This is a genomic window from Tsukamurella tyrosinosolvens (assembly GCF_900104775.1).
Taxonomy (GTDB): Bacteria; Actinomycetota; Actinomycetes; order Mycobacteriales; family Mycobacteriaceae; genus Tsukamurella; species Tsukamurella tyrosinosolvens.
In genome coordinates this window covers 1,153,457-1,178,534 of sequence record NZ_FNSA01000003.1, presented here as the reverse complement: position 1 = coordinate 1,178,534, position 25,078 = coordinate 1,153,457, and the positions used below count along the sequence as shown (strand labels likewise).

22 protein-coding genes and 1 tRNA gene are annotated in these 25,078 nt (G+C 73.3%); 9 read left to right on the top strand and 14 right to left on the bottom strand.

What is annotated here, in order from left to right; genetic code table 11:
• Positions 1-20 precede the first annotated feature (20 nt).
• Complete coding sequence (locus tag BLW32_RS07360) at positions 21-1,463, top strand: MFS transporter (RefSeq protein ID WP_068741095.1); 1,443 nt, start codon at positions 21-23, stop codon at positions 1,461-1,463.
• On the opposite strand, the gene BLW32_RS07355 is transcribed toward BLW32_RS07360, so the two are convergent.
• The 4 genes from BLW32_RS07355 to BLW32_RS07340 are packed head-to-tail and all read right to left on the bottom strand — an operon-like array spanning position 1,447 to position 5,551.
• Positions 1,447-1,947, bottom strand: a complete 501-nt coding sequence (locus BLW32_RS07355; RefSeq protein WP_068524523.1) for a MarR family winged helix-turn-helix transcriptional regulator — start codon at positions 1,945-1,947, stop codon at positions 1,447-1,449. The two genes, BLW32_RS07360 and BLW32_RS07355, sit on opposite strands and share 17 nt — an antisense overlap.
• 27 nt (positions 1,948-1,974) lie before the next feature.
• The gene (mmsB, locus tag BLW32_RS07350) at positions 1,975-2,844 is read right to left on the bottom strand and encodes a 3-hydroxyisobutyrate dehydrogenase (RefSeq protein WP_068524522.1); all 870 of its coding nucleotides are present in this window, start codon (positions 2,842-2,844) and stop codon (positions 1,975-1,977) included.
• An 11-nt stretch (positions 2,845-2,855) separates the two neighbouring features.
• Positions 2,856-4,004, bottom strand: coding sequence for an acyl-CoA dehydrogenase family protein (locus tag BLW32_RS07345; protein ID WP_386113036.1), 1,149 nt, complete (start codon positions 4,002-4,004; stop codon positions 2,856-2,858).
• A gap of 23 nt (positions 4,005-4,027) precedes the next feature.
• Positions 4,028-5,551, bottom strand: a complete 1,524-nt coding sequence (locus BLW32_RS07340; protein WP_068741094.1) for a CoA-acylating methylmalonate-semialdehyde dehydrogenase — start codon at positions 5,549-5,551, stop codon at positions 4,028-4,030.
• Positions 5,552-5,657: 106 nt separating this feature from the next.
• On the opposite strand from BLW32_RS07340, the gene BLW32_RS07335 reads away from it, so the two are divergent.
• A complete protein-coding gene (locus BLW32_RS07335; protein WP_068741093.1) occupies positions 5,658-7,325 on the top strand; it encodes an AMP-binding protein in 1,668 nt (555 codons plus the stop codon).
• Positions 7,326-7,382: 57 nt separating this feature from the next.
• Here BLW32_RS07335 and BLW32_RS07330 read toward each other — a convergent pair whose 3' ends face one another.
• Entirely contained in the window at positions 7,383-7,973 is a 591-nt protein-coding gene (locus BLW32_RS07330) for a TetR/AcrR family transcriptional regulator (protein ID WP_068741092.1), read from the bottom strand.
• Positions 7,974-8,067: 94 nt separating this feature from the next.
• Between BLW32_RS07330 and BLW32_RS07325 the strand changes: the two genes are divergently transcribed.
• A complete protein-coding gene (locus BLW32_RS07325) occupies positions 8,068-9,240 on the top strand; it encodes an FAD-dependent oxidoreductase (protein ID WP_068741091.1) in 1,173 nt (390 codons plus the stop codon).
• A 118-nt stretch (positions 9,241-9,358) separates the two neighbouring features.
• On the top strand, positions 9,359-10,354 hold the full coding sequence (locus BLW32_RS07320) for an ArsR/SmtB family transcription factor (protein ID WP_068524517.1): 996 nt from the start codon (positions 9,359-9,361) through the stop codon (positions 10,352-10,354).
• A gap of 16 nt (positions 10,355-10,370) precedes the next feature.
• Here BLW32_RS07320 and BLW32_RS07315 read toward each other — a convergent pair whose 3' ends face one another.
• From BLW32_RS07315 to BLW32_RS07300, 4 genes are all read right to left on the bottom strand, one after another.
• Positions 10,371-10,577, bottom strand: coding sequence for a hypothetical protein (locus BLW32_RS07315; protein ID WP_068524516.1), 207 nt, complete (start codon positions 10,575-10,577; stop codon positions 10,371-10,373).
• A gap of 102 nt (positions 10,578-10,679) precedes the next feature.
• Positions 10,680-12,461 (bottom strand): selenocysteine-specific translation elongation factor, encoded by a 1,782-nt coding sequence (gene selB, locus BLW32_RS07310; RefSeq protein WP_068741090.1) that lies wholly within the window; start codon positions 12,459-12,461, stop codon positions 10,680-10,682.
• Positions 12,449-13,735, bottom strand: coding sequence for an L-seryl-tRNA(Sec) selenium transferase (selA, locus tag BLW32_RS07305; protein WP_068741089.1), 1,287 nt, complete (start codon positions 13,733-13,735; stop codon positions 12,449-12,451). The genes selB and selA overlap by 13 nt, the downstream gene beginning before the upstream one ends.
• Before the next feature lie 46 nt (positions 13,736-13,781).
• A tRNA-Sec gene (locus BLW32_RS07300) sits at positions 13,782-13,877 on the bottom strand.
• A gap of 92 nt (positions 13,878-13,969) precedes the next feature.
• On the opposite strand from BLW32_RS07300, the gene selD reads away from it, so the two are divergent.
• Entirely contained in the window at positions 13,970-14,959 is a 990-nt protein-coding gene (gene selD, locus BLW32_RS07295) for a selenide, water dikinase SelD (protein WP_068524513.1), read from the top strand.
• Here selD and nrfD read toward each other — a convergent pair.
• The 3 genes from nrfD to fdnG are packed head-to-tail and all read right to left on the bottom strand — an operon-like array spanning position 14,949 to position 20,232.
• Positions 14,949-16,049: an NrfD/PsrC family molybdoenzyme membrane anchor subunit gene (gene nrfD / locus BLW32_RS07290; protein ID WP_068741088.1), complete on the bottom strand. Its 1,101-nt coding sequence runs from the start codon at positions 16,047-16,049 to the stop codon at positions 14,949-14,951. The two genes, selD and nrfD, sit on opposite strands and share 11 nt — an antisense overlap.
• Complete coding sequence (locus BLW32_RS07285) at positions 16,046-17,068, bottom strand: 4Fe-4S dicluster domain-containing protein (protein WP_068524511.1); 1,023 nt, start codon at positions 17,066-17,068, stop codon at positions 16,046-16,048. Before BLW32_RS07285 ends, nrfD begins: the two co-directional genes overlap by 4 nt.
• The gene (gene fdnG, locus BLW32_RS07280) at positions 17,068-20,232 is read right to left on the bottom strand and encodes a formate dehydrogenase-N subunit alpha (RefSeq protein ID WP_197726957.1); all 3,165 of its coding nucleotides are present in this window, start codon (positions 20,230-20,232) and stop codon (positions 17,068-17,070) included. The genes BLW32_RS07285 and fdnG overlap by 1 nt, the downstream gene beginning before the upstream one ends.
• Positions 20,233-20,307: 75 nt before the next feature.
• Between fdnG and BLW32_RS07270 the strand changes: the two genes are divergently transcribed.
• The 4 genes from BLW32_RS07270 to BLW32_RS07255 all read left to right on the top strand — a co-directional run bounded on the left by BLW32_RS07270 (position 20,308) and on the right by BLW32_RS07255 (position 23,656).
• Positions 20,308-21,306 (top strand): alpha-hydroxy acid oxidase, encoded by a 999-nt coding sequence (locus BLW32_RS07270; RefSeq protein WP_068741086.1) that lies wholly within the window; start codon positions 20,308-20,310, stop codon positions 21,304-21,306.
• 66 nt (positions 21,307-21,372) lie between these two features.
• Positions 21,373-22,011: an HAD-IA family hydrolase gene (locus tag BLW32_RS07265; protein ID WP_068524507.1), complete on the top strand. Its 639-nt coding sequence runs from the start codon at positions 21,373-21,375 to the stop codon at positions 22,009-22,011.
• 68 nt (positions 22,012-22,079) lie between these two features.
• Positions 22,080-22,646: an RNA polymerase sigma factor gene (locus tag BLW32_RS07260; protein WP_068741085.1), complete on the top strand. Its 567-nt coding sequence runs from the start codon at positions 22,080-22,082 to the stop codon at positions 22,644-22,646.
• Positions 22,643-23,656, top strand: coding sequence for a DUF4349 domain-containing protein (locus BLW32_RS07255; RefSeq protein ID WP_068741084.1), 1,014 nt, complete (start codon positions 22,643-22,645; stop codon positions 23,654-23,656). The genes BLW32_RS07260 and BLW32_RS07255 overlap by 4 nt, the downstream gene beginning before the upstream one ends.
• Before the next feature lie 4 nt (positions 23,657-23,660).
• Here the strand turns inward: BLW32_RS07255 and BLW32_RS07250 are convergent, their stop codons facing one another.
• Together BLW32_RS07250 and BLW32_RS07245 are read right to left on the bottom strand one after the other, a co-directional pair.
• Positions 23,661-24,062, bottom strand: coding sequence for a PaaI family thioesterase (locus tag BLW32_RS07250; protein WP_068524504.1), 402 nt, complete (start codon positions 24,060-24,062; stop codon positions 23,661-23,663).
• A gap of 24 nt (positions 24,063-24,086) precedes the next feature.
• Positions 24,087-25,073 (bottom strand): DUF5995 family protein, encoded by a 987-nt coding sequence (locus BLW32_RS07245; protein ID WP_074850422.1) that lies wholly within the window; start codon positions 25,071-25,073, stop codon positions 24,087-24,089.
• Positions 25,074-25,078: the final 5 nt, after the last annotated feature.

Here is a 25,078-nt window from a genome sequence, read left to right as displayed (position 1 = left end):
GACGAGGCACCGTCGGGGCCATGACCTCCGCTCCCCTCCCCCGCCTGACCGGCGCCGGGCTCGCCGTCCTCGGCGTCGCCTACTTCCTCACGACCTTCCTGTTCGCGTCGGCGAACGTCGCCGTCCCCGAGGTGGCGCGGCGGCTCTCCGCGTCGCCGGCGCAGCAGACGCTGATCCTGGCCGCGTTCTCGGCGACCTTCGCGACGGCACTGATCCTGTTCGGCCGGCTCGGCGACAACCGCGGGCGACGCCGGGTCTTCGTGGTCGGCCTCATCGCGACCGGGATCGCCTCCATCGCCGCCGGATTCGCCCCGGACATCACCTCGCTCATCGTGCTCCGCGCGATGCAGGGGGTCGGCGCGGCGGCCTTCACCCCGCAGGTGCTCTCGACCGTGCAGGCGACCGCCACGGGCGAGGCGCGCCGCCGGGCGATCGCGGTCATCGCCGCCACGGCGGGCCTGGGCTTCTGCGGCGGGCAGGTCGTCGGCGGCGCTCTGCTGGCGTGGGACCCGGCGGGCCTCGGGTGGCGCACCGTGTGGTGGTCGGCCGCCGGCATCGCGCTCGTCGCGGCGGCCGCCGCCCGCGCGGTGCCCGACACGCGCGCGCAGCGCCGGCTCCCGCTGGACTACCGCGGCACGGCGCTGCTGACCGCAGCCCTGCTGGCCCTGCTGGTGGGGCTCTCGATGGGAGGCTCGCTGGGCTGGCCCCCGGTCTCCTGGGTGCTGCTCGCCGTCGCCGTCGGTGCCGGCGCGGCGTTCTGGTCGGCGCAGCGTCGCGCGGAGGCCGCGGGCGGCGCGCCGATGCTGCCGCCGTCGGTGTTCGCGCACCGGCCGATCCGGGTCGGGCTGCTCATGGCGCTGCTGTTCTTCTCCGGCTACGGCGCCCTGGTCTTCGAGTACGCGCTGGTGAGCGAGCACGCCCTGGGGATGAGCCCGATGGCGTCGGGCCTGGCCCTGGTGCCGTACGGCGCCGCCTTCGTGGCCGTCTCCCTGGGCCAGCCGGCGATCCACCGCGTCCTCGGCGCGCGGACCATGCCGGTGGGGGCCGCGCTCAACGCCGTCGGCCTCCTCGCCCTCGCGGCGACCGGCCTCGCGGCCCCGCAGATCTGGGCGTGGGCGGTGCAGCCCGCCCTGATCCTCGTGGGCGCGGCCCAGGCGATGCAGTTCGGGCCACTGGTCGGGGCCATCATGGGGGCGGTGCCGGACCGCATCGCCGGGCTCACCGGCGGTCTCGTGTCGACGGCGCAGCAGGCGGCGTTCGCGCTGGGCGTCGCGACGCTCGGGACGGGCTACACCGCGCTGGCCGGCGGGATGCCCGCGCAGCACGCCTTCGCGGTGGTCCTGGTGGTGCACGCCGGACTCGCCGCCGCCTTCGCTGCGTGCGCCCGGAGCCTGCACCGCGCACCGTCGACCGACGGCACGGAGCCCCGACTCCCCGCCGCGGCGGTCAGAAGTCGCCGTTGAAGCGGCGCAACGAGCGGATCGCGCCGACCAGGGCGGCGGACTCGTCGTCCGGCATGCCGATGTCGGAGAAGACGTCGTTGAGCACCACGGTCGCCTTCTCCACCAGCTCCCGGCCGTCCGGGGTGATGGCGACGAGCGTGGTGCGGCCGTCGGTCGGGTGGGGCTTGCGCTCGACCAGCCCGGCCTCGCCGAGCCTGTCGATCGCGTGGGTCACCGACGAGACGTGCACCTGCAGCCGGGTGCTCGCCTTCGAGATCGGCAGTTCGCCGCGCTTGGTGAAGGCGAGCAGCCGCAGCAGCTCGAATCGGGAGAACGACAGGCGGAAGGGCTTGAGCGCCGTCTCGATCCGCGCGAGCAGGATCTGGTGCGCTCGCATCACGGAGGTCACCGCCTCCATGCCCGAGGCGACGTCGCCGCCCCAGCCCGCGTCCTCCCAGTTGCGGCGGGCGCGCGCGATCGGGTCCCGGGGGTCCGGTTCAGCCATCGCGCCCGCCTTCCTCGTCGTGAATCGCTACCTCAGCGTCTGAATGATCGCACTGAAGTCCAGGCCGCCGTTGTCCTGCGCGAACGCAGAGTACAGCTCCGCGGCGTGCGTGCCGAGCGGCGCGCTCGAACCGGTGGACGCCACGGCGTCCATGGCCAGGCCCAGATCCTTGTTCATCAGGGCCGTCGCGAAGCCGGGCTTGAACTCGTTGCCCGACGGTGCCCCCGCCACCGGCCCCGGCACGGGGCAGTTGGTGTGCAGCGACCAGCAGTTGCCGGTCGCTCCGGTGACCACGTCGTACAGCGCCTGATCGGCCAGGCCCAGCTTCTCGGCGAGGACGAAGGCCTCGCCCACGACGATCTGCTGCACCGCGAGGATCATGTTGTTGCACACCTTGGCGGCCTGCCCGTTGCCGGTGCCGCCGCAGTGGATCACCTTGCCCGCCATCGGATCCAGCACGGGCCGAGCCGCGGCGAAGGCGGCGTCGTCGCCACCCACCATGAAGGCGAGCGTGCCGGCGTCGGCGCCCTTGACGCCGCCCGAGACGGGGGCGTCCACCTGCTGCATCCCGGCGGCCTCGGCGAGCGCGTGCACCGCGCGGGCGTCGTCGACCGAGATGGTGGAGCTGTCGATGAAGAGCGTGCCCGGCGCGGCGTGCGGGAGGACCGACTCGTACACGGCCTTCACGATGCCCCCGTTGGGCAGCATGGTGACCACGGCGTCGGCGCCGGTCACGGCCTCCTCGGCGGTATCGATCACGGTGACGCCGGCCGCGCGGGCCGCGTCCTGCGCCGCGGGGACGAGGTCGAAGCCGCGCACGGTGTGGCCGGCCGCGACGAGGTTCTTCGCCATCGGGCCGCCCATGTGGCCGAGGCCGAGGAATGCGATCGTGCTCATGAAGGTTCCTCCTACTTGCCCTGGATGCGAGCGGCCTCGGCGCGGCCGATCACCATCCGCATGATCTCGTTGGTGCCCTCGAGGATCCGGTTCACCCGCAGGTCGCGGACGATCTTCTCGACGCCCGTCTCGTGCAGGTAGCCGTAGCCGCCGTGCAGCTGCAGCGCCTGGTCGGCGACCTGGAAGCAGGTCTCCGTGACGAACTTCTTCGCCATGGCGCAGAGCTCTACCTTGTCGGGGTCGTTCTCGTCGAGCGCGGTGGCCGCGCGCCACAGGATCAGCCGGGAGGCCTCGAGCGAGGTGGCCATGTCGGCGAGCGCGAACCGGATGGTCGGCTCGTCGATCAGCTTGCGGCCGAACGTCTCGCGCTCCGTCATGTACCGCAGCGCGAGGTCGTACGCGGCCTGCGCACCACCGAGGGAGCAGGCGGCGATGTTGAGCCGGCCGCCGTTGAGACCGTTCATGGCGATGCCGAAGCCCTTGCCGGCACCGTCGGTCCCGCCCAGCATGCGCGACGCCGGGATCCGCACGTTCTCGAAGATCACCTGCGTGGTGGGCTGGCTGTGCCAGCCCATCTTGACCTCGGGCGGCCCGAAGGACAGGCCCTCGGTCCCCTTGTCCACCAGGAAGGTCGAGATGCCGCGCGCGCCCTCGCCCTCGCTGCGGGCCATGACGACGTACAGGTCGGAGGCGCCGCCGCCGGAGATGAACTGCTTCGTGCCGTTGAGGACGAAGTCGTCACCGTCGCGCTCGGCCCGCGTGGTCAGCGAGGCGGCGTCCGAGCCGGCGCCCGGCTCGGTGAGGCAGTAGCTGGCCATGACGTCCATCGGCGCGAGCTTGGGGATCCACTCCTGCCGCTGCTCCTCCGAACCGTACGTGTCCACCATCCAGGTGCACATGTTGTGGATCGAGATGAACGCCGCGGTCACGGGGTCGCCCTTGGCGAGCTCCTCGAAGATGCGGACGCCGTCGAGCCGGCGCAGGCCGGACCCACCCACGTCCTCGCGGGTGTAGATGGCGGCCATGCCGAGGCTGCCCGCCTCCTTCATCTCCGCCACGGGGAAGTGCTTGGTGGCGTCCCATTCGAGTGCGTAGGGCGCGAGGCGCTTGCGGGAGAAGTCGCGCGCCATCTCGACGATGGCGAGGTCGTCCCCCGTCAGGTTCGGGTAGGGCACGTGCGCTCCTAGTGCATCGTGGGGATGGAGAACTCCGCGCCGTCCTTGATGCCCGAGGGCCAGCGCGAGGTCACCGTCTTGGTCTTGGTGTAGAACAGGATCGAGTGCGGGCCGTGCTGATTCAGGTCGCCGAAGCCGGACCGCTTCCAGCCGCCGAAGGTGTGGTACGCCACGGGAACCGGGATCGGCACGTTGACGCCGACCATGCCGACCTCGACGCGGGCGACGAAGTCGCGGGCGGCGTCGCCGTCGCGCGTGAAGATGGCCACGCCGTTGCCGTACTCGTGCTCGGTGGGCAGCGCGAGGGCCTCCTCGTAGGTGTTCGCGCGAACGATGCAGAGAACGGGGCCGAAGATCTCGTCCGTGTAGATCGACATGTCCTTGGTGACGTGGTCGAACAGGGTCGGGCCGAGGTAGTTGCCGCCGGAGAGGTCGGCGTCGCCGAAGGTCAGCTCGTCGCTGGTGCGCTCGCGGCCGTCGACCACGAGGTCGGCGCCGGCGTCCACGCCCTGCTGGATGTAGCTCTTGGTGCGTTCGACGGCGGCGGGAGTGATGAGCGGCCCGTAGTCGGCCTTGGGGTCGTGGCTGTGGCCGACGCGCAGCTGCTGCACCCGCTCGACGAGGCGCTCCCGCAGGCGGTTCGCGGTCACCTCGCCGACCGGCACCGCGACGGAGATCGCCATGCAGCGCTCGCCGGCGGAGCCGTAGCCGGCGCCGATGAGGGCGTCCACGGCCTGGTCCAGGTCGGCGTCGGGGAGGATCACCATGTGGTTCTTGGCGCCGCCGAAGGCCTGGCTGCGCTTGCCGTTCTTGGCACAGGTCTCGTAGATGTACTGCGCGATGTCCGAACTGCCGACGAAGCCGACGGCCTTGACGTCCGGGTTGTTCAGCAGCGCGTCGACCGACTCCTTGTCGCCGTGGACGACCTGGAAGACGCCCTCGGGCAGGCCGGCCTCGATGAACAGCTCGGCCAGACGCACCGGCACGGAGGGGTCACGCTCGGAGGGCTTGAGGATGAAGGCGTTGCCGCAGGCCAGGGCGGGGCCGGCCTTCCACAGCGGGATCATGGCCGGGAAGTTGAAGGGCGTGATGCCGGCGACGACGCCGAGCGGCTGCCGCATCGAGTAGACGTCGATGCCGGTGCCGGCGCCCTCGGTGTACTCGCCCTTGAGCAGGTGCGGGATGCCGATCGAGAACTCGATGACCTCGATGCCGCGCTGGATGTCGCCCTTGGCGTCGGCGACGGTCTTGCCGTGCTCACTGGAGAGCAGCGAGGCGAGCTCGTCGACGTTCTGGTGGACCAGGTCGATGAACTTCATGAAGACGCGGGCGCGGCGCTGCGGGTTGAAGGCCGCCCACTCGACCTGAGCCTTCTTCGCCCGCGCGACCACGTCGTCGACCTCGGCGGTGCTCGCCAGCGGGACGGTGGCCTGCACCTGACCGGTGCTCGGGTCGAAGACGTCGGCGGTGCGGCCCGTGCCCTCCACGCGACGACCGTCGATGAAATGCGGGATGGTGCGCACGTCAGCCATGGTGTGTCCTTCTCTCTCGATCGAGGTCCATCGCGAAGCCCTTGCGCGATGTGTTGCCCATCACTATATACTTGGATATCCAAGTAATCAACCGGAGGATCTGAAAGTGGCTAGCACACAGGGGTATCGAGACTTCCTTGCCGCGCGCGACCTGCTGGTCGAGCTCGCCGACGACTACGACGCGGCGCGGGAGCGCTTCAGTTGGCCGCAGCTCGACGAGTGGAACTTCGCGCTCGACTGGTTCGACCGGGTCGCCGAGAACAACGACGCACCCGCCCTGTGGATCGTCGAGGAGGACGGCTCCGAATCGAAGTTCAGCTACGCGGACATGAGCGCGCGCAGCAACCGCGTCGCGAACTGGCTGCGCGAGCGCGGCGTGAACCCGGGCGACCGGATCCTGCTCATGCTCAGCAACCAGGTCGAGCTCTGGGACGTGATGCTCGCCGCGATCAAGCTCGGCGCCGTGGTCATCCCCGCGACCACCCTGCTCGCCGAGGCCGACATCGCCGACCGCATCGCCCGCGGCGGAGCGAAGCACGTCATCGTGCGCAGCGAGCTCGCCGAGCGCGTCCCCGCGGACGCCCAGGTCACCCGCATCGCCATCGGCGATCCCGTGCCGGGCTGGGAGTCGTTCGCCGCGGCGTACACGGCACCGTCGGACTTCACCCCCTCGTACGTCACGCACGCCGACGACACCCTGCTCCTGTACTTCACCTCGGGCACCACGAGCGCGCCGAAGCTGGTCGAGCACACGCATGCGAGCTACCCCGTCGGCCACCTGTCGACGATGTACTGGATCGGCCTGCGCCCCGGCGACGTGCACCTCAACGTGAGCTCGCCCGGCTGGGCGAAACACGCGTGGAGCAACGTCTTCACGCCGTGGATCGCGCAGGCCTGCGTCTTCATCTACAACTACAACCGGTTCGACGCGGCCGCGCTGATGAAGCAGATGGAGCGGGCCGGCGTCACCAGCTTCTGCGCGCCGCCGACGGTGTGGCGCATGCTGATCCAGGCCGATCTCAGCGCGCTGGCCACGCCGCCCCGCGTCGTCGTGGGCGCCGGCGAGCCGCTCAATCCCGAGGTGATCACCCGGGTGCGGAACGCCTGGGGCGTGACGATCCGCGACGGCTTCGGCCAGACGGAGACCACGGTGCAGGTGGCGAACACGCCGGGCCAGCCGCTCAAGGACGGGTCGATGGGGCGCCCGTGCCCCGGCTACGACGTGGTGCTGGTCGACCCGGCCACCGGCGAGCAGGGCGTGGACGAGGGCGAGATCTGCCTGCGCCTCGACCCGCGGCCACTGGGCCTCATGGTCGGCTACCACGGCGACGCCGAGAAGACCGCGAAGGTCATGGAGGGCGGCGTGTACCACACCGGCGACGTGGCCTCGAAGGACGCGGACGGCTACCTGACCTACGTGGGCCGCACCGACGACGTCTTCAAGTCGAGCGACTACAAGATCAGCCCGTTCGAGCTGGAATCGGTTCTGCTGGAGCACGATGCGGTGGCCGAGGCCGCCGTCGTCCCGGCGCCGGACGAGCTGCGCCTGGCGGTGCCGAAGGCGTACATCGTGCTCGCCGACGGCCACGCACCCGACGAGACCACCGCGCAGTCGATCTTCGACTACAGCCGCGAGCACCTCGCGCCGTACAAGCGCGTGCGCCGCATCGCGTTCGCCGAGCTGCCGAAGACGATCAGCGGCAAGATCCGCCGTGTCGAACTGCGCAAGGCCGAGGAGCAGGGCCTGACGTCCGCGGAGTTCCGCGAGTCCTGACCTGCCCGCACTCGCGCCGCGGCGGCGATCCGGACCCGGGTCGCCGCCGCGGCCGTCTCAGTCAGCCTCCGCGAGCGATGCCGACACGAGCGCGCGCACCGCGGACCGCCATCGCTCGTCCGGATCGCCGGCGCACCAGGCGCGCAGTGCGACGGCGACCACCACGTAGGCGAGGTCCTCGGCCCGCACGTCGGGTCGCAGCCGGCCCGCACGCTCCTCGGCGGCGAGCCCGTCGGCGATCGCGGCCGTGACGCCCTCGAAGCCGGCCGCGGCGTCGCCCAGCACCTCGGCCGCACGGTTCCGGAGCCCCGGCCGCGCGGCCAGCAGTCGCGCGAAAGCGGTGGCCGCGGGTTGCGACAGCGCCTCGAGTTGCGCGCAGAGCGCCTCCGCCACCGTCGTTGCCGAACCCGGTTCCGACGGGGCCGCGTTCCCCGCCTCCGCACCGAGCAGGAAACTGCGGTCCACCGCGTAGGCGGCGAGGAAGCCGTCGAAGTCGCCGAAGTGCGCGTGCAGCAGCCCCGTCGCGACCCCCGCCTGCGTGGTGACCGCGCGCCCCTTCAGGCCGTCCACTCCCTCACGGAGGATCACCGCCTCGGCGGCCGTGAACAGGCGCTGCCGCGCGCCGTCGATCGCGACTCCCCTGGGCATGCGTCGATTCTACGAGCTCGGCGCGGCGCCTTGCGCCAACTATGAACATTCGCTCATACTCGGTATGAACGGACGCTCAAACCAGGAGGACAGCATGCCGGGACCCACCGACCACGCCCTGCGGGTCGTCATCGCCGGCGCCGGGATCGCCGGCCTCGCGACCGCGCTCCGGCTGCATCGCGACGGGCACCGCGTCCTCGTCGCGGAGCGTGCACCGGCCCGTCGAACCGACGGCTACCTGGTGAATCTCCTCGGCCCCGGTTTCGACGCGGCCGAGGACCTGGGGCTCGTGCCCGCCCTGCGCGCCCGGGACCAGGGGATCTTCACCTCGCTCCTGGTCCGCGCGGACGGCTCCACGAAGCTCGCCATGCCCGCCGCACTCGCCGAGCAGTCGCTGGGCTCGCGCGCGCTGACCGTCTTCCGCGGCGACCTCGAGGACGCGCTGTGGGAGGAGATCGACGACGCGGTGGAGGTCCGGTTCGGCACGACGGTCGCCGCGATCGACGACGCCGACGGTCCGCTCCGCGTGACGCTCAGCGACGGCAGCGTCCACGACGCCGATCTGCTCGTCGGCGCCGACGGCCTGCACTCCGGGGTGCGCGAGCTCGCCTTCGGGCCGGAGCAGGAGTACGTCCGCGACCTGCGGCACGCGGTGGCGGCCTTCCCGCTGGACGAGGCTCCGGAAGGCCTGCCCGCACAGACCGCGAGCACCTTCATCGACGTCGGGCGCACCGCGGCCGTCTTCCGGCCGCGCGACCACGCGCCGTCGGCGTTCTTCACCTACCGCACCGCGGACGCCGACCCGGCCGGCTCCCCCGCCACGGCCGTCGCCGCGCACTTCGGCGACCTCACCGGCCGGGTACACGATGCGGCTCTCCGGGCCGCAGGCACCGACGGCGCCTACTTCGACTCCGTGAGCCAGGTCGTCATGGACGCGTGGAGCCGCGGACGCGTGGTGCTGGTGGGCGATGCGGCGTGGTGCGTCTCCCTGTTCGCGGGCCACGGCGCCGGTCTCGCGCTGGCGGGCGCCGACCGCTTGGGGCGCGCACTCGCGGATCACCCGGGCGACGTCGCGGCCGCTCGCCGCACATGGGAGGACGGGCTGCGACCGGAGGTCACGAAGCACCAACGGCGGGCCCGCGCCGGGATGGCGCGCTTCGCGCCGCCCAGCCGCGTGCATCTGGCCGTGCAGGATCTGATGATCCGGGCGTTGACGGCACCGCTCCTCGGGCCCGCGCTCCTACGGCTGATGAGCCGGACACGGTAACTACCGCCGGGTAGCAAGCACTCGCCGCACACGAATCCCCAGGAAACCTTCTTGACTAACGCTGTTAAGTCGTGAACCGGGGGCGGCGGGCCCGGTGCGCCCCTAAGCTGGGCGTCTCATGCTCACCTACGTACTCGACGTCCGCGATCTGTCGGACGTGCGTTTCGTTCTGGCGCCGATGAACGAGACGTCGCTGAGCCTGTTCCACCTGAACACGACGCACGACAGCTCCGCGCACCTGCAGCGCTGGCGCAGCAACGCGCAGGCGCAGCGCGACCGGTACGACCACCGGCTCGTCAGCGCACTGGTGGCACCCTCGGGGAACGCGATTCCGGACTTCCTGACGCCGATGCCGCCGCTCGGGGACTCGCGGCCGTCGCTCGACGAGGGCTTGACGGCCATCGCGGCCACCGATCCGGCGCTGATCCACGCGCAGCTGGACGAGCTGCGGGAGGGCGGGGATCCGTCGCCCGCGCTGGCGCGGCTCCTCGACGACCCCGAGCGGGCGGGGCCGCGCATCGCGGGGGCGCTGGAGCGGTACCACCGGGTGGTGATCGCCCCGATCTGGCCGTCCGTGAACCGGATCCTGGAGTCGGACATCACGTTCCGCGGCCGGGAGCTGGCGATCGGCGGGCCGACGCAGCTGTTCGCCTCGCTCAATCCGAACCTGGCGTGGGATCGTGACGGGCGGTTGCGCCTGGACCTGGCGTACACGCGATCCGGCGAGTACGCCTCCGCCGGGCGTGGGCTCATCCTGATTCCGAGCGTCTTCCTCACCCGCCTCGTCAGCGCGCACTCCCCGGAGACTGCAGTGCCGCACGCCGGCTACCCGGCGCGCGGCAGCGCGACCCTGATGGAGTCGATGCGCGAGGTTCCGCCGGGCGCACTGCGGCGTCTCATCGGCGGGGCGAAGGCGGACGTGCTGCACGCCCTGGACGAACCGGTGGCGGTCAGCGAGTTGGCGCGGCGGCTCGAGGTGACGCCGTCGGCGGCGTCCCAGAGCCTGCGCGTGCTCCACGAGAACGGTCTCGTCGACCGGGCCCGGAGCGGGCGCGAGGTGCTCTACCGGCGCACGCCGGACGGTGACCGGCTGGTGCGCGGCCACCGCGCCTGAGGGGTCGAGCGGTGGATCAGAAGCGCAGCGCGGCGGGGCCGGTGTACTCGGGGTTGGCGGTCACGAAACGCTGCATCGCGGCACGCAGGCCGGCGGCGGCGAATCCGGAGCGCGGCGCGGCGGTGGGCTTCGCGGCGTCCTCGTGGATGTCGGCGAGGCGGGCGTAGACGGTGCCGGCGGTCGGGTCGGCGGTGAGGCTCTTGAAATCACGGTAATTGGTCATGACCAAGAGTCTCCCGGTCGCGCCGCCGTGCCGCCAATCTTTAAGTGATGAGCTAAAGTGTGACCGGGGACACTGTGTGCCGGGGCACATTCCGGTGTGGCGTCAGCGCGCGACTTCGCGGCGCCCCGCGTCGAGGCGGCGCGTCCATCCGCGGCCGTCGAGCAACTCCAGCAGCGGCACGGCCACCCGGCGGCTGGTGCCCAGCGCCTGCCGCGCCTGCGAGACGGTGAAGGGCTGCGGCAGCCGCGCGAGATCCCGCATCGCGAGTGCGGGGGCGCGCGGCGCCAGGACGATTCCGTCCGCCAGCCGCAGCAGCCGCCCCGCCCGCTCGGCCGCGGCGAGTTCCCGGGCCCCGAGCCGCAGCGCCGCCAGGTCGTCGGCCTCCGGCGCGGCGAAGGGCGCCTCCGCGAGACGGCGCTCGACCTCCGCCACGGCGGGCTCCGCCGGCCCCAGGTCCGTGCGGTGCCCCGGCAACGCGAGCCGCCCGCCCTCCGCTTCGAGCCCGGCACCGTCGACGACTGCGGGCAGCAGCGCCGGATCGGGCAGGTCGAGCCCTTCGCGCGCGGCGCCCAGCGACAGTCCGGCGGCGAGCGGATCCCGCTCGTGCAGGTCGGCCACGAGACCGCGCAGGCGGGCCTGCCAGGCGTCGAGCGCGGCCTCGTGCACCCACCACGGCCCGATCACTCGCACGCCGTCCGGGACGTCCGCGCCGAAGCCGAGGTCGTCCAGGCGATCGCGCCGCACGGCGCCCCAGCGCGCGACCTCGGCGAGGAGGTCCCCGGCGGATCCCCGGCCCGCGAGGGCGTCGGCTCGGCGGGCGCCGTCGCCGCGGCGGCGCAGCGGCGGCGGGTCCGCGTCGAGCACCCGCGCGCCACCGACGATCCGCTTCTCCCCCGGATCCCGCAGCACCAGCGGGTCGCCGAGCACGAGCGGCAGCTCCCGCGACAGCGTGAGCCGGGCGTGGTCACCGTCGAACGGACGGACGCGGGCGGGGACGGCGGCGGTGCCCGCGTGCACGGTGAGCCACACGGGCACGGCCGCGTCCGGGTCCGACGGTGCGACCCGCACGTCCACGACACCGGTGGCACGCCACTGCCCGGGCGTGAGCAGGGCGTCGCCGCGGTGGATCTCGTTGACCGCGACCCCGCGCAGGTTCAGCGCGACACGCGAGACCGGCCCCACCGCGTCCGCGGATGCGCTGTGCCGCTGCAGCCCGCGCACCGTCACCCGACGGGTGCCGCGCGCGCCGAGCAGTTCCAGCTCGTCGCCCACGCGCACCGTGCCCGCCGCCACCGTGCCGGTCACGACGGTGCCGGCGCCCACGACGGTGAACGCGCGGTCGATCCAGATCCGCACGCGGGCATCCGGATCGGGCAGCGGCACGTCCGCGAGGACGGTGTCGAGCGCGGCCCGCAGCTCGCCGAGCCCGTCGCCGGTGACGGCGGAGACGGCGACGACCGGGGCCCCCGCGAGCCCGGTACCGGCCAGCTCACGGCGGGCCCGGGCGGTCACGGCGGCGACCGCGTCGGGCGCCCGGTCGGTCTTGGTGATCACGATGAGGCCGTACTCGATCCCCAGGGCCGCCACCGCGTCCCGGTGATCGTCGGACTGCGCGCTCCAGCCCTCGTCGGCGGCGATCACGAAGCACACCACCGGGACGGGCCCGAGACCGGCGAGCATGTTGCCGAGGAAGCGCTCGTGACCGGGCACGTCGACGAAGGCCAGCTCGCGGCCGGACGGCAGTGCGGTCCAGGCGAATCCGAGGTCGATGGTGAGGCCGCGGCGCTGCTCCTCGGCCCAGCGGTCCGGCTCGATCCCGGTGAGCGCGCGGACCAGCGTGGACTTGCCGTGGTCGACGTGGCCCGCGGTGGCTACGACGTGCACGCGAGCACCGCCTCCGCGACCGTCGCATCCGCCTCCTCGGGCACGCAGCGCAGGTCGAGCAAGCACGCACCGTCGGACAGACGCGGGAGAACGGGCGGGTCCCCGGCGCGCAGCGGGGCCGCGAGCGACTCCGGCAGACGAACAGCCCAGCCGGGCAACGGCACTCCCGGTGCCCCGCCACCGCCGACACGCCCGTCGTGCGGGACGACGGTGCCGCCCACGCGGGCGGCGAGGCGCTCCGCGCGCCGGTGCAGGTCCTCGGGGTCGGCGTGCAGGGAGGCGAGGACGGGCGCCTCGGGCCCACCGACGGTGGCCTCCAACGCGGCGAGCACGAGCTTGTCGGCGCGGACGGCCCGCGCGAGGGGATGCTTCGCGAGCCGGGAGACGAGTTCCGCGCGGCCGAGCAGGATCCCGGCCTGGGGACCGCCGAGCAGTTTGTCGCCGCTGGCCGTCACGACGTCGGCACCCGCCGCGAGCGCGGAGGCGGCGTCGGGTTCACCGGGCAGGGCGGGGTCCGCGGCGAGGAGGCCGCTGCCGAGGTCCATGACGAGCGGGACGTCGCCGCACACGGCGCGGAGCTCGGCGAGGGGCACGTCGGCGGTGAAGCCCTCGACGCGGAAGTTGCTGGGGTGCACCTTGAGCACGCACCCGGTCTCGGGGCCGATCGCCTCGGCGTAGTCGCGGGCGTGGGTGCGGTTCGTCGTACCGACCTCGCGCAACCGGGCGCCCGTGGAGGCGATGAGGTCCGGCAGCCGGAATCCCGCGCCGATCTCGATGAGCTCGCCCCGGCTGATGACCACCTCACGGCCGGCGGCGAGCGCCGTGGTGGCGAGGACCAGGGCGGCGGCGCCGTTGTTGACCACGAGCGCCTCCTCCGCGGCGGGGCACGCCGCGAGCAGCGCCGCCCGCGCGGCGACGCCGCGCTTGCTCCGCGCGCCGGTGCCCAGGTCCAGCTCGACGTCGGTGTACCCGGCGGCGTCGACGAGGGCCGCGACCGCCGCCGCCGATAGCGGCGCGCGGCCGAGGTTGGTGTGCACCACGACACCGGTGGCGTTGAGCACGGGACGCAGCGAGGCCGGCGACGCTCCCGCGAGCTCCCGCTCGACGGCGCCCGCGACGTCCTCCGGCGCGAGCTCCCCGCGGCGCGCGGCCTCCTGGGCGGCGGCGACGGCGCCGCGCACCCGGCGCTCGCCGAGCCGCGTGGCAGCGGCCGCGATGGACGGCGCGGCGAGGAGGTGGTCGGTGCGGGGAATCCGCCTGCGGGGGTCCGTCATCCGTCCTCCTCGTGGCTCCGGAGTCGTCCCGCGGCGCGCGGACGCTTGGCGGAGGTGGACGGGAATCGAACCCGCCAGGCCGAGATACTCGACCTCACCGGTTTTGAAGACCGGGGGGCCCACCAGGAACCCGGACACCTCCACCGACCAACATAGCCGCCGGGCCGTGCCCCCGTGCCCCGGAGGGCGTCGGTCCCCCGGAGGCCGCGGGCGGCGCGGGGCTACGGTGGGATCATGACCGACGAGATCGCCCGGCTCACCTCCTTCGCACACGGCGGCGGCTGCGCCTGCAAGATCCCGCCGGGCGAGCTCGAGGACGCGGTCCGGGGTCTGCAGGGCCAGGTGGCGCCGGACGTTCTCGTCGGGCTGGACGACGGTGACGACGCCGCCGCGGTCCGGCTCTCCGACGACCTCGCCGTGCTCTCCACGGCCGACTTCTTCACCCCCGTCGTGGACGACGCCTTCGACTGGGGCCGCATCGCCGCCGCCAACGCGCTCTCCGACGTCTACGCGATGGGCGGCCGGCCGGTGATGGCGATCAACCTGGTCGGCTGGCCCCGCGAGCGGCTGCCGATGGAGCTCATGACCGAGGTGCTGCGCGGCGGCCTGGCTGTCGCGCAGGAGGCCGGGTGCCCCGTCATCGGCGGGCACAGCATCGACGATCCGGAGCCCAAGTACGGCATGGCCGTGACCGGTGTCGCGCACCCGGACCGGTTGCTGCGCAACGACGCCGCCGCCGCCGGACTGCCGCTGACCCTGACCAAGCCCCTCGGCGTGGGCCTGCTCAACAACCGGCACAAGCGCACCGGCGAGGTCTTCGAGGCCGCGATCGCGACCATGACGGCGCTCAACCGCGACGCCGCGGCCGCGGCCCTCGAGGCGGGCGCCCGCGCGGCCACGGACGTCACCGGCTTCGGCCTGCTCGGTCACCTGTTCAAGATGTGCCGGGCCTCCGGCGTCGGGGCGGAGATCGACGCCGCCGCGGTACCGCTGGTCGACGGTGCTCGGGAGGCCCTGCGGGACGGCTTCGTCTCCGGCGGCACGCGCCGCAACCTCGATTGGGTCGCCCCGCACCTCGACGCCGCCGGCGCCGAGGAGGACGACCTGCTGTACCTCGCCGACGCGCAGACCTCCGGCGGCCTGCTGGTGGTCGGCGAGGTGCCCGGCTACCCCGTGATCGGCCGTACCGTCGCCGGGCCGGCCGGGCGCATCGTCATCCGGTGATCGAGTCGCCCGTGTTCCCGGCCGCGCGCCGGGCGGCGAGGCGCCGCTTCTGCGGCTCGATCGTGTAGCGCGGGTCCTTGGCCGATTCCAGGCCGGCCTCGAAGACGCCGAACCGGGTGCAGGCCGAGGCCGCGACGAGCGCGCCGCCGGACAGGGCGGCGAGGCCCCGTCGGACCCGACCCCGGCGACCGCCCGTGAGCAGCGCGCCCACGCCCCCGGCGATCGCGAGGCGCTCCGCCCAGCGCATGAGCTTCCCGGGCGTGCCGTGGTGCAGGGGCTCGGCGGCCACGGGGTCCATGCGGGACTCCATGATCCGCGTGGCGGCCACGTCGCCGATGACGCCGAGCACCGCGAGGTTGCGAGCGGGTGCCGCCTCCGCGGCCGGGGTGGTGACGAGCGCCAGGCCGCCGGCGGCGAGGCTCGCCGAGCTGACGAAGACGAAGGGCAGATCCTTGTAGGCGGCGTTCCACGTGGGCATCGCCGTGTCCGCGAGGAGGACCGCCGTGTACGCGGCGAGCGGGGTCGCGAAGACGGCCGCGCCGAGCCCGGCGGGCGCCTCGCCGAACCGGAGCACCGTCCGCAGCGGGCCGAGCGGGAGCCGCTCGCCGAGGAGGCGGTCGACCTCCGCCGCGGCGGCGACGCCGATCATGCCGCTGTAGCCGGAGAGGATCCATGAGCCGACGCTCATGGGCGAGGTCACCTTGAAGGTGCGCATCATGTGCAGGAAGCGTTCCGGCCGGCCGAGATCCACGACCAGCGCGAGCGCGCCGACGCCCGCGGCCCCCAGGCCGGCGAGGCGGGCGTTGCGCCGCAGCGCGGGATACCCGGCGAGCTGCGCCCCCGCGGCGAGCAGGCCGGAGCCGCCCGCGATACCGCCGAGGACGAGGTACGCGCCGACGGGCGCCTCCCACGGCGGCGGCTTCACGATCGGGTGGCCGTAGTAGCTGTCGACGTGCTCGATCACGGCCTCGGGCACCATGACGTCGTCGGGCCGGCGCCGTTTCGGCGCACCATCGCGCTTGCCGTCACCGCGCTTGCCGCGGCGCTCGGGCCGGGGCGGACGGAACTGGTCGAACTCGGAACTGGTCACCGGCGGCCCTTCTTCCGCGCCGAGAGGAAGGAGACCGCGGCCGCGGCGATCATGCCGGCCGCGGCGGTGCCGGCGCGCTTGTACATGGTCATGAGGTCGGCGGTGCACACCCGCGGGTCGGGCGGCAGCCCGTAGACCTCCGGCTCATCGAGCAGCAGGAACACCGAACCGGTGCCGCCCACCCCGTCGTCGTCGTTCGCGCCGTAGAGCCGCGCCTCGGTCATGCCCTGGGCGTGCAGCTGCGCGACGCGCTCGCGGGCCGTCGCCACCATCTCCTCACGCTCGCCGAACTTGATCGACGTGGTGGGGCAGGTCTTGGCGCACGCCGGCGTCTCGTCGTCGCGGAGCCGGTCGTAGCAGAGGGTGCACTTCTGGGCGATGCCGCGGTTGTCGACCGGGGGCTGCTCGCCCTTGCGGTGCCCCTCGCGGACCGTCGGGGCGACGGTGCCGTCGCTGCGCCGCTCGACGACGCCGAACGGGCAGCCCGCGACGCACGTGCCGCAGCCGTTGCAGATGTCGTTCTGCACGACGACGGTGCCGAACTCGGTGCGCATCATGGCGCCGGTCGGGCACACGTCGAGACACCCGGCGTGCGTGCAGTGCTTGCACACGTCGGAGGACATGAGCCAGCGGAACTCGGGGGTGTCGGGCGGGGTGACGTCCGCCTCGCCCCAGGCCGGCATCTCCTCGCTCGCCGGGGCGGCGCCGCGCACCGCGGGCATGCCGAGACCGACGAGGGCGCGGCCGGATTCGCGGGCCTGCTCGATGCGCTCGCGATCCTGCTCGATGAAGGCGACGTGCCGCCAGGTGCTGGCGCCGAGCGCGACCGTGTTGTCGTACGACATGCCCGTGAGCTCGAGGTCACCGTCGCGCGGGTTGCGGTTCCACTCCTTGCAGGCCACCTCGCACGCCTTGCAGCCGATGCAGATGGACGTGTCCGTGAAGAACCCCCGCCGGGCCTCGTGCACGTGCCAGTGCGCGTCGGCGCTCGGGTCGGTGGGGCCGGTCAGCTGTCCCATCAGGCCTCCCTCGGCGGCGTCAGCCGCACGTTGTCCGTCTCGACGGTGACGCCCGCCCGGTCCCGGTAGCTCTGCACCAGCTCCTCGAGCGCCGCGCCGCGCGGCCGGCGGCCCGCGATCACCGTGCAGGAGCCCACCTTCGACTCCTGGATCTGCGTGTTCGGGTCCAGTGTGACCCCGATCAGGTCGTTCGCGGCGTCGCCGGTCACGACGGCGTCGCTGCCGACGCCCCAGTGATACGGCAGGCCGACCTGGTGGACGGTGCGCCCGCCGACGGTCAGCGGCCGCATCCGCTCGGTGACCAACACACGGCACTCGATCGCGGCGCGGGGCGAGATGATCGTCGCCCAGCCCTCGTTCTCCAGGCCGCACTCGGCGGCGAGTCCCGGCGAGACCTCGCAGAACATCTCCGGCTGCAGCTCCGCCAGGTACGGCGACCAGCGGCTCATGCCGCCCGCGGTGTGGTGCTCGGTGAGCCGGTAGGTGGTGAAAACGTACGGGTAGACGTCCGCCCCCGGGTCGCCCGCGCTGGGCGCGTCCAGGTTGTCCTCGCGCGGGAACAGCACCCGGGCGGGGGCCTGCTGCTGCGGGTGGATCGCGTTCCGCACCGGCGATTCCTGCGCCTCGTAGTGCGTCGGCAGCGGACCGTCGACCAGGCCCGTCGGCGCGAAGAGCCAGCCCTTGCCGTCGGACTGCATGATGAACGGATCGTCGCCGGCGAGGGCCTCGGCGCCCGTCGCGCCGGGGTCGGGGACGGTGCCGGGGGCCAGCGTGGCCGGGAAGTCCGGGACGTCGGGCCCGGCCCAGCGGCCGGCGGCCTCGTCCCACCAGAGGTACTTCTTGCGCTCGCTCCACGGCCGGCCCTGCGGATCGGCCGACGCCCGGTTGTAGAGCATCCGGCGATCGGCGGGCCACACCCAGCCCCATTCGGACTGCGTGATCCCGCCGCCGCCCTGGGGCACGCGCCGCGCGGCGTGGTTGGCACCGTCGGCGTACACGCCCGTGTAGATCCAGCAGCCCGCGATCGTCGAACCGTCCGCCTTCAACTGCGTGTACGACGTGAGGTTGCGCCCCGCGTCGGGCCCGGAGACGAAGCGGCCGTTGATCTCCGAAAGCACCGCCTCGGGATCGGGGTTGCCGTGCGCGTCCGGCGGGTAGTCCCAGGTGAGGTCGAGCAGCGGGCGATCGCGCTCGTCGGTCGAGCCCGCGAGGCGCTCCCGGATCCGGAGACCGAGCTCGTAGAAGAAGTCGAGCTCGCTCTGCGCCTGGCCCGGCGGCTGCACGGCCTGGTGGCGCCACTGCAGCATCCGCTGGGTCTGTGTGAACGAGCCGGCCTTCTCGACGTGCGTGGCGGCGGGCATGAAGAAGACCTCGGTGCCGATGTCCTCGGTACGCAGCTCGCCCGAGGCGATCTCCGGGCCGTCCTTCCACCACGTGGCCGACTCGATCATGTTGAGATCGCGGACCACGAGCCATTTCAGCTTCGCCATGCCCATGCGCTGCTGCCGCCCGTTCGCGGAGCCGACGGCGGGGTTCTGGCCGAGCACGAAGTACCCGTCGACCTTCCCGTCCAGCATGTCGACGGCGGTCTGGTAGGTGCCGGCGGGGCCGTTCAGCTTCGGTAGGTAGTCGTAGGCGAAGTCGTTCTCGGCGGTCGCCGCGTCGCCGTACCAGGCCTTGAGCATGCTGATCATGTAGGCATCGGCGTACTGCCAGTAGCCCTTGCCCGTGCCCGGCCGGACCGACGCGATGTAGTCGGCCAGGGTGTCGTGCTTGCCGACCGAGGGCATCGGCAGGTAGCCGGGCAGCAGGTTGAACAGCGTGGGGATGTCGGTCGAGCCCTGGATGCTGGCGTGCCCGCGCAGCGCCATGATGCCGCTGCCCGGCCGCCCGACGTTGCCGAGGAGCAGCTGCAGGATCGCGGCGGTGCGGATGAACTGCGCACCCATCGTGTGCTGCGTCCAGCCGGTGGCGTAGCCGAAGCACGTCGTGCGCTCGCGCCCGGAGTTGCTCGTGATCGAGTCCGCCAGGTAGGTGAACTCGGCCGGCGAGATGCCGCACATGTCGGCCACCACCTCCGGGGTGTAGCGCGCGTAGTGGCGGCGCAGCACCTGGAAGACGGTCCGCGGGTCCTGCAGCGTCTCGTCGCGCCCGTCGGCGTACTGCCACGTCGCCTGGTCGTACGTGCCCGTCTCCGGGTCGAATCCCGAGAACAGGCCGTCGAGATCCTCCGTGTCGCGGTAGTCCTCGCCGACCATCTCCGCCGCGTTGGTGTACGCCACGACGTAGTCGTGGAAGTACGCGTCGGTGGCGAGCACGTGGTTGATGAGCCCACCGAGCAGCACGATGTCGGAGCCCGCACGGATCGGCACGTGCCGGTCCGCCACCGCGGAGGTCCGCGTGAACCGCGGGTCCACGTGGATCACCCGCGCGCCGCGGGCCTTCGCCTCAGCGACCCACTGGAATCCGACGGGGTGCGCCTCGGCCATGTTGCCGCCCATGAGCACGATGCAGTCCGCGTTGGCCATGTCCTGCAGGGACTGGGTGGCGCCGCCGCGCCCGAACGAGGCTCCCAGACCGGGAACCGTGGCGGAGTGTCATATGCGCGCCTGGTTCTCGATCTGGATGGCGCCCGCGGCGGTGAACAGCTTCTTGATGAGGTAGTTCTCCTCATTGTCGAGCGTCGCGCCGCCGAGTGAGGCGATGCCCATGGTGCGGCGCAGCGGCCGCCCGTGCTCGTCGAAGTCCTGCCAGCCGTGCCGCCGCGCCTCCACGAACCGGTCCGCGATCATGTCGATCGCGGTGTCCCGGTCGAGGTCCTGCCACTCGGTGGCGTACGGCGCGCGGTAGCGGATCTTCGTCTGCCGCAGCGGGTTGTTCACCAGTTGCTCGCTCGAGGAGCCCTTGGGGCACAGCCGCCCCCGGGAGATGGGCGAATCCGGGTCGCCCTCGATCTGGATGACCTTCTCGTCCTTGACGTAGACCTTCTGGCCGCAGCCGACGGCGCAGAACGGGCAGACGCTCTGCACCACGCGGTCGGCGGTCTTCGTGCGCGGCTCGAGCGCGCGGGTACGCGGGGACTCGACGGCCGGGCCGCGGCCGAAGACGTCCCCGGAGCGGAGCTGCCGCAGCACGGGCCATTCGAGGGGGCTGAACCTCGTCATACCCCCGAGCCTAGTCCCGCCGTGCCTGCGCCGCTCCGGAACCCGCAGTAGCGCCGGCTGTGAGATCGTGAAGACATGATCGAACTCGCGCAGCGCGCGGAGCGGGCGCTCCCGCCCGACGTGTGGGCCTACCTGATGCGCGGCGCGAGCAGCGGCGAGTCGCCGTGGGAGCGCTGGCGGTTCGCGCCGCGGGTGCTGCGCGACGTCCGCTCCATCGACACCGCGACGGACGCCTTCGGCGCGTGGCGCTCCCCCATCGGCGTGGCCCCGACGGCGTTCCACCGCCTCGTCGATCCCGGGGGCGAGGCGGCGGCGGCCCGCGCGGCGGCGGACTGCGGCGCCCCGTTCGTGCTGTCCATGCGGGCGACCACCCGGATCGAGGAGGTCGCCGCGGCGGCCGCCGGGCCGTGGTGGCAGCAGGTCTACCTCATGCGCGATCGGACGATCACCGATGCGCTGGTGCAGCGGGCCGCGGCGGCCGGCGCGACGGCGCTGGTCCTCACCGGTGACACGCCGTACGTGGGCCGCTCCGGGGGCCGCGGGCTGCCGCCGCTGGGCGACGATCTCGCCCTGGTCAACGTCGCCCAGCACCTGCCGCCCGGCGCCGACGCGTGGGCCGCCATCGAGCAGGACGCGGGAGCCGTCCTCGACGACATCGGCCGGCTCGCCGACCTGTCCGGGCTCCCGGTGATCGTCAAGGGCGTGCTGCGCCCCGACGAGGCCCGACGGTGCGTCGACGCGGGCGCCGCCGGGGTGTGGGTGAGCGATCACGGGGGCCGGCAGCTGGGCCGCACGGTCGCGCCCGCGCAGGCGCTGCCGCGGGTCGCGGCGGCCGTCGGCGCCGAGGCGACCGTCCTCGTCGACGGCGACGGCCTCGACGCGCTGGCCGCGCTCGCGCTCGGCGCGGACGCGGTCTTCGTCGGCCGGCCGGTCCTGTGGGGCCTGGCCGTCTCGGGCGCCGACGGTGTCCGCTCGGTCCTGACCGGGCTGCTCGACGAGCTCCGGCACGGCATGGGGCTCGCGGGCGCCACCCGCGTCGCGGAGCTGTCGCCGGACCTCGTCGTCCCCCGCTGATCCGCACCGCCTCTCCCGGGCCGGTCCGTATCGTGGTGCGCACACGCCCATCCCAGGAGGACATGCATGCTCACCGGTCGCGCTCTGCTGCTGGACATGGACGGCACGCTGGTCGATTCGCACGCCGTCGTGGAACGGTGCTGGAGCCGGTGGGCGCGGGAGAAGGGCCTCGATCCGGCCGCGGTGCTGGCCGTCGCGCACGGGCGGCAGGGGCACGCGACGATGGCGGAGCTGCTGCCCGACCGTCCCGTCGAGGTCAACCTCGTGGAGAACCGCGAGCTGCTCGCGCAGGAGACCGCCGACACCGAGGGCATCGTGCCCGTCGCGGGCGCGCCCGCCTTCCTCGCCGCGCTCGACGGCGCCCCGCACGCCCTGGTGACCTCCGCCGACGTGGCGCTGTCGACGGCGCGTATGGGCGCCGCGGACCTTCCGCTGCCGGCGGTGCGGGTGACCGCGGAGGACGTGCGCGCCAGCAAGCCCGACCCCGAGGGCTTCCTCCGCGGCGCGGAACTGCTCGGCATAGCTCCCGCCGACTGCATCGTCTTCGAGGACTCCGAGGCCGGCATCGCCGCGGGGAAGGCGGCCGGGATGCGCGTGGTCGGGGTGGGCCCGCAGGCGGCGCGGTTCTCCCCCGACGTGCACGTCGACGACCTGACCGCGGTGACGGTCACCGTCGACGGCGAGGGCATCCACCTGGCCTTCTGACCAGCACCGTCGGATCCGGGTGAGACGGTCGGTCGCCCCGGCGACATAGAGGGGGTGTGACGTCCACGATGAGAACCGACGAATCCGCGGACCGGACCCTCCTCGCCCGCGCCGCGGGCGGCGACGGCTCGGCGTTCGCGGCGATCCACGACCGCCACGTGCGCCCCGTCTACTGGCAGGCGTACACCGTCCTGCGCGACGCCGACGCCGCGCAGGAAGTCGCCCAGGACACCTTCCTCACCCTCTGGCGCCGCATCGACGCGGTGCGGATCGTCGACGAGTCGGTGCTCCCGTGGCTGCTGACCACCGCGCGGTACACCGCGCTCAACGCGGGCAGGCGCCTCTCGGCGGTCCGCGACAGAGCGGCGCCGCTCGACGACGCCGAACCGCCCGGCGCGGCACCATCGCCCGAGGACGAGGTGCTCGCCGCGGAGATCCGCGCGCTCATCGCCGCCGCGGTGGACGCACTGTCGCCCACCGACCAGCGCCTCTACCGCCTGTGCGTGGAGGACGAACAGACGTACGAGCGGGCCGCCGCCGAGGTGGGCGTGACCCACGCCGCCGTGCGCAACCGCGTCTCCCGGCTGCGCGGCCGCCTGCGCGCCGACCTGAGCACCCTGAGGGAGCAGTCATGACCACCCGGATCACCCCCGACGACATCCTCACCGACGACCGGCTCGCCGCGATGCACTCCGCGGTGATGACCGAGGTCGGCGACGACCTGCAGGCGCGGCGTCGGCGGCGCAGGCACCGGACGATGGGTATCGCCGCGGCAGCCGCCGTCGCGGTCGTGGCCGTGGGCGGCGGCGTCGTCGCGACCCAGCTCCAGAGCAGCACCAGCGAGTCCTCGCCGTCCTACGCCTCCGCTCCCCAGACCGGGGGCCGAGGCGCCGCGGAGTCCGCGCCCATCACGGGCGCCGCGCCGATGGTCGCCCCCGCCCCGAAGACGGCGCCCACGACGGCGCCGAACGCACCGTCGACCCCGATGACCGCGCCGACGAACCGGCAGGTGATCACCACCGGCACCGTCGAGGTGACGAACGCGGACCCGGCGTCGGTGGCCACGGAGCTGGCCGCGACCGCGGAACGCCTCGGCGGCCGCGTCGACGCGCGCACCGAGACGGGCGGCGAGAAGGCCCGGGCGACACTGACGCTCCGCGTGCCGAACGAGAAGGTGAACGAGCTGGTGGAGAAGGTCGGCGGCCTCGGCGAGGTCGGCTCCGTCCGGCTCGAGCACGAGGATGTGACCGGCACTGTCGTGGACCTCGAGGCGCGGATCCGCGCGACGCAGGTCTCCGTCGACCGGCTGACGGCGATTCTCGCGAGGGCCGACACCACCGATCAGGTGATCGCGGCCGAGTCCGCGCTGACCTCGCGCCAGCAGGAGCTGGAGACGCTGCAGTCGCGGCGCGCGTCGATCGAGGACCAGGTGTCGCTCTCGACGGTGACGGTGACGGTCGAGAAGCCGACGGTGACCGTCGACCGGTCCGGGTTCACGGGCGGGCTGCGGGACGGCTGGGACGCGCTGCTCGGTGCCGGGCGGTGGTTGCTGGTGATCGTGGGCGCGGTGCTGCCGTGGGCCGCGGTGCTGCTGGTGCTGTACGGCGTCTACCGGGCGGTGCGCCGCTTCCGGCGCCGCTCCTGAGCGGCTAGGAGGGAACGACGAGCGCGCGCGCCGTGGCGAACCGGGGCCCGCGCGCACCGTCGACCTCGACGAAGAAATCGGCCTCGGAGAAGCTCTGCTTGCTGCCGGGCTTGACCACCCGGCCGACGGCGAGGAAGGCCTCGCCCTGCGCGGGGCGCAGGAACTGCGTGTCCATCTGGGTGACGAGGCCGCCGGCGCCGGGGTGCATGGCGAGGGCGTAGCCGCAGGCGTTCTCGAGGACGCCCGCGATGAGCGCGGCGTGCAGGCCGCCGACGTTCTGGCACAGGTCGTCGCGGCGCTCGAGCCGCAGCACGACCTCCTCCAGATCGGCGCTGAGCACCTCGATACCGGCCCACCGGTTGAACGGCAGGGAGGCGTTGTACTTCACGAGTTCCTCGAAGGTCACCCCAGCACTATCGCACCCCGGCGTTCAGCGTCCCGTCGCGGCGAGCACCGGGGCGGGCACGGGGCGGGACGTCGGGGTCGGGGCGGGTCGCGGGTTCGGCGCCGGCGCGACCGGGGTGCCGAGGCCGCCGAGCCCGGAGAGGACGTCGAAGGCGATCTCGCCCGTCTGCCACAGCGCGAGGATCTCCCCCTCGGTCACCGGGCGCACGCCGGGGTTCTGCAGCGCGAGGCCGTTGGCGAAGGTGAGGGTGTTGTAGCCGTCGTCGGCGGCGCGGAGCATCAGGTTCGACGCGACGCCCGCGCCGACGAGGCGATCGAGCCCCTGGCCGAAGAAGTAGAAGGTCCACAGGCCCCACAGGTCGGCGCCGTAGATCCGCTTGCTCCGCTCCGGGATCACGTTGCCGTTCTTCGCGATCGAGTCGACGATGCGGTAGAAGTCGAGCGCGTTCGACGGGGTGCTGCGGGTGTGCGCGACGGTGTACGCGAGGTCCACGGTGATGTGCGCGTTGTAGCCCGCCATCGCCACCCGCCCGGGCGGCAGCTCGCACCGCGCGGCCAGCCGGAAGTAGTTGCCCCACCACTGCGGCACGGCGCCGCCGGTCCACTGCGCGTGGACGGCCCGCAGGTAGCGGCTCACCAGGTCGATGGAGAGCGACTTGGTGTACCGGGGGTCGTCGAGACCGGCCTCGTTGCGCTGCGTCGGGGTGACGGCGTCGCGGATGACGCCGTCCATGCCGACGCCGAACAGGCCGCGCCGATCGCGATGGGCGCCGAGGATGTCGGCGATGGCGCGCTGCCGCACCGTGAGGTCATCGAGACTGGCGAAGGTCGGCACCGTCGGGAGTGCGGCCAGATCGGAGAGCGCGATGATGCGCTTGTTCTCCGCGGGCGTCAGCGCGGTGCCGCAGTAGGGCGACGGTGCCGCGGTCGCCGACGGGGCGGAGACCAGCGCGACGGTGACGAGGGCGGCGGCTATCGTGCCGGCGACCCGCGCCGACCGTCGGGGCATCATGCGTA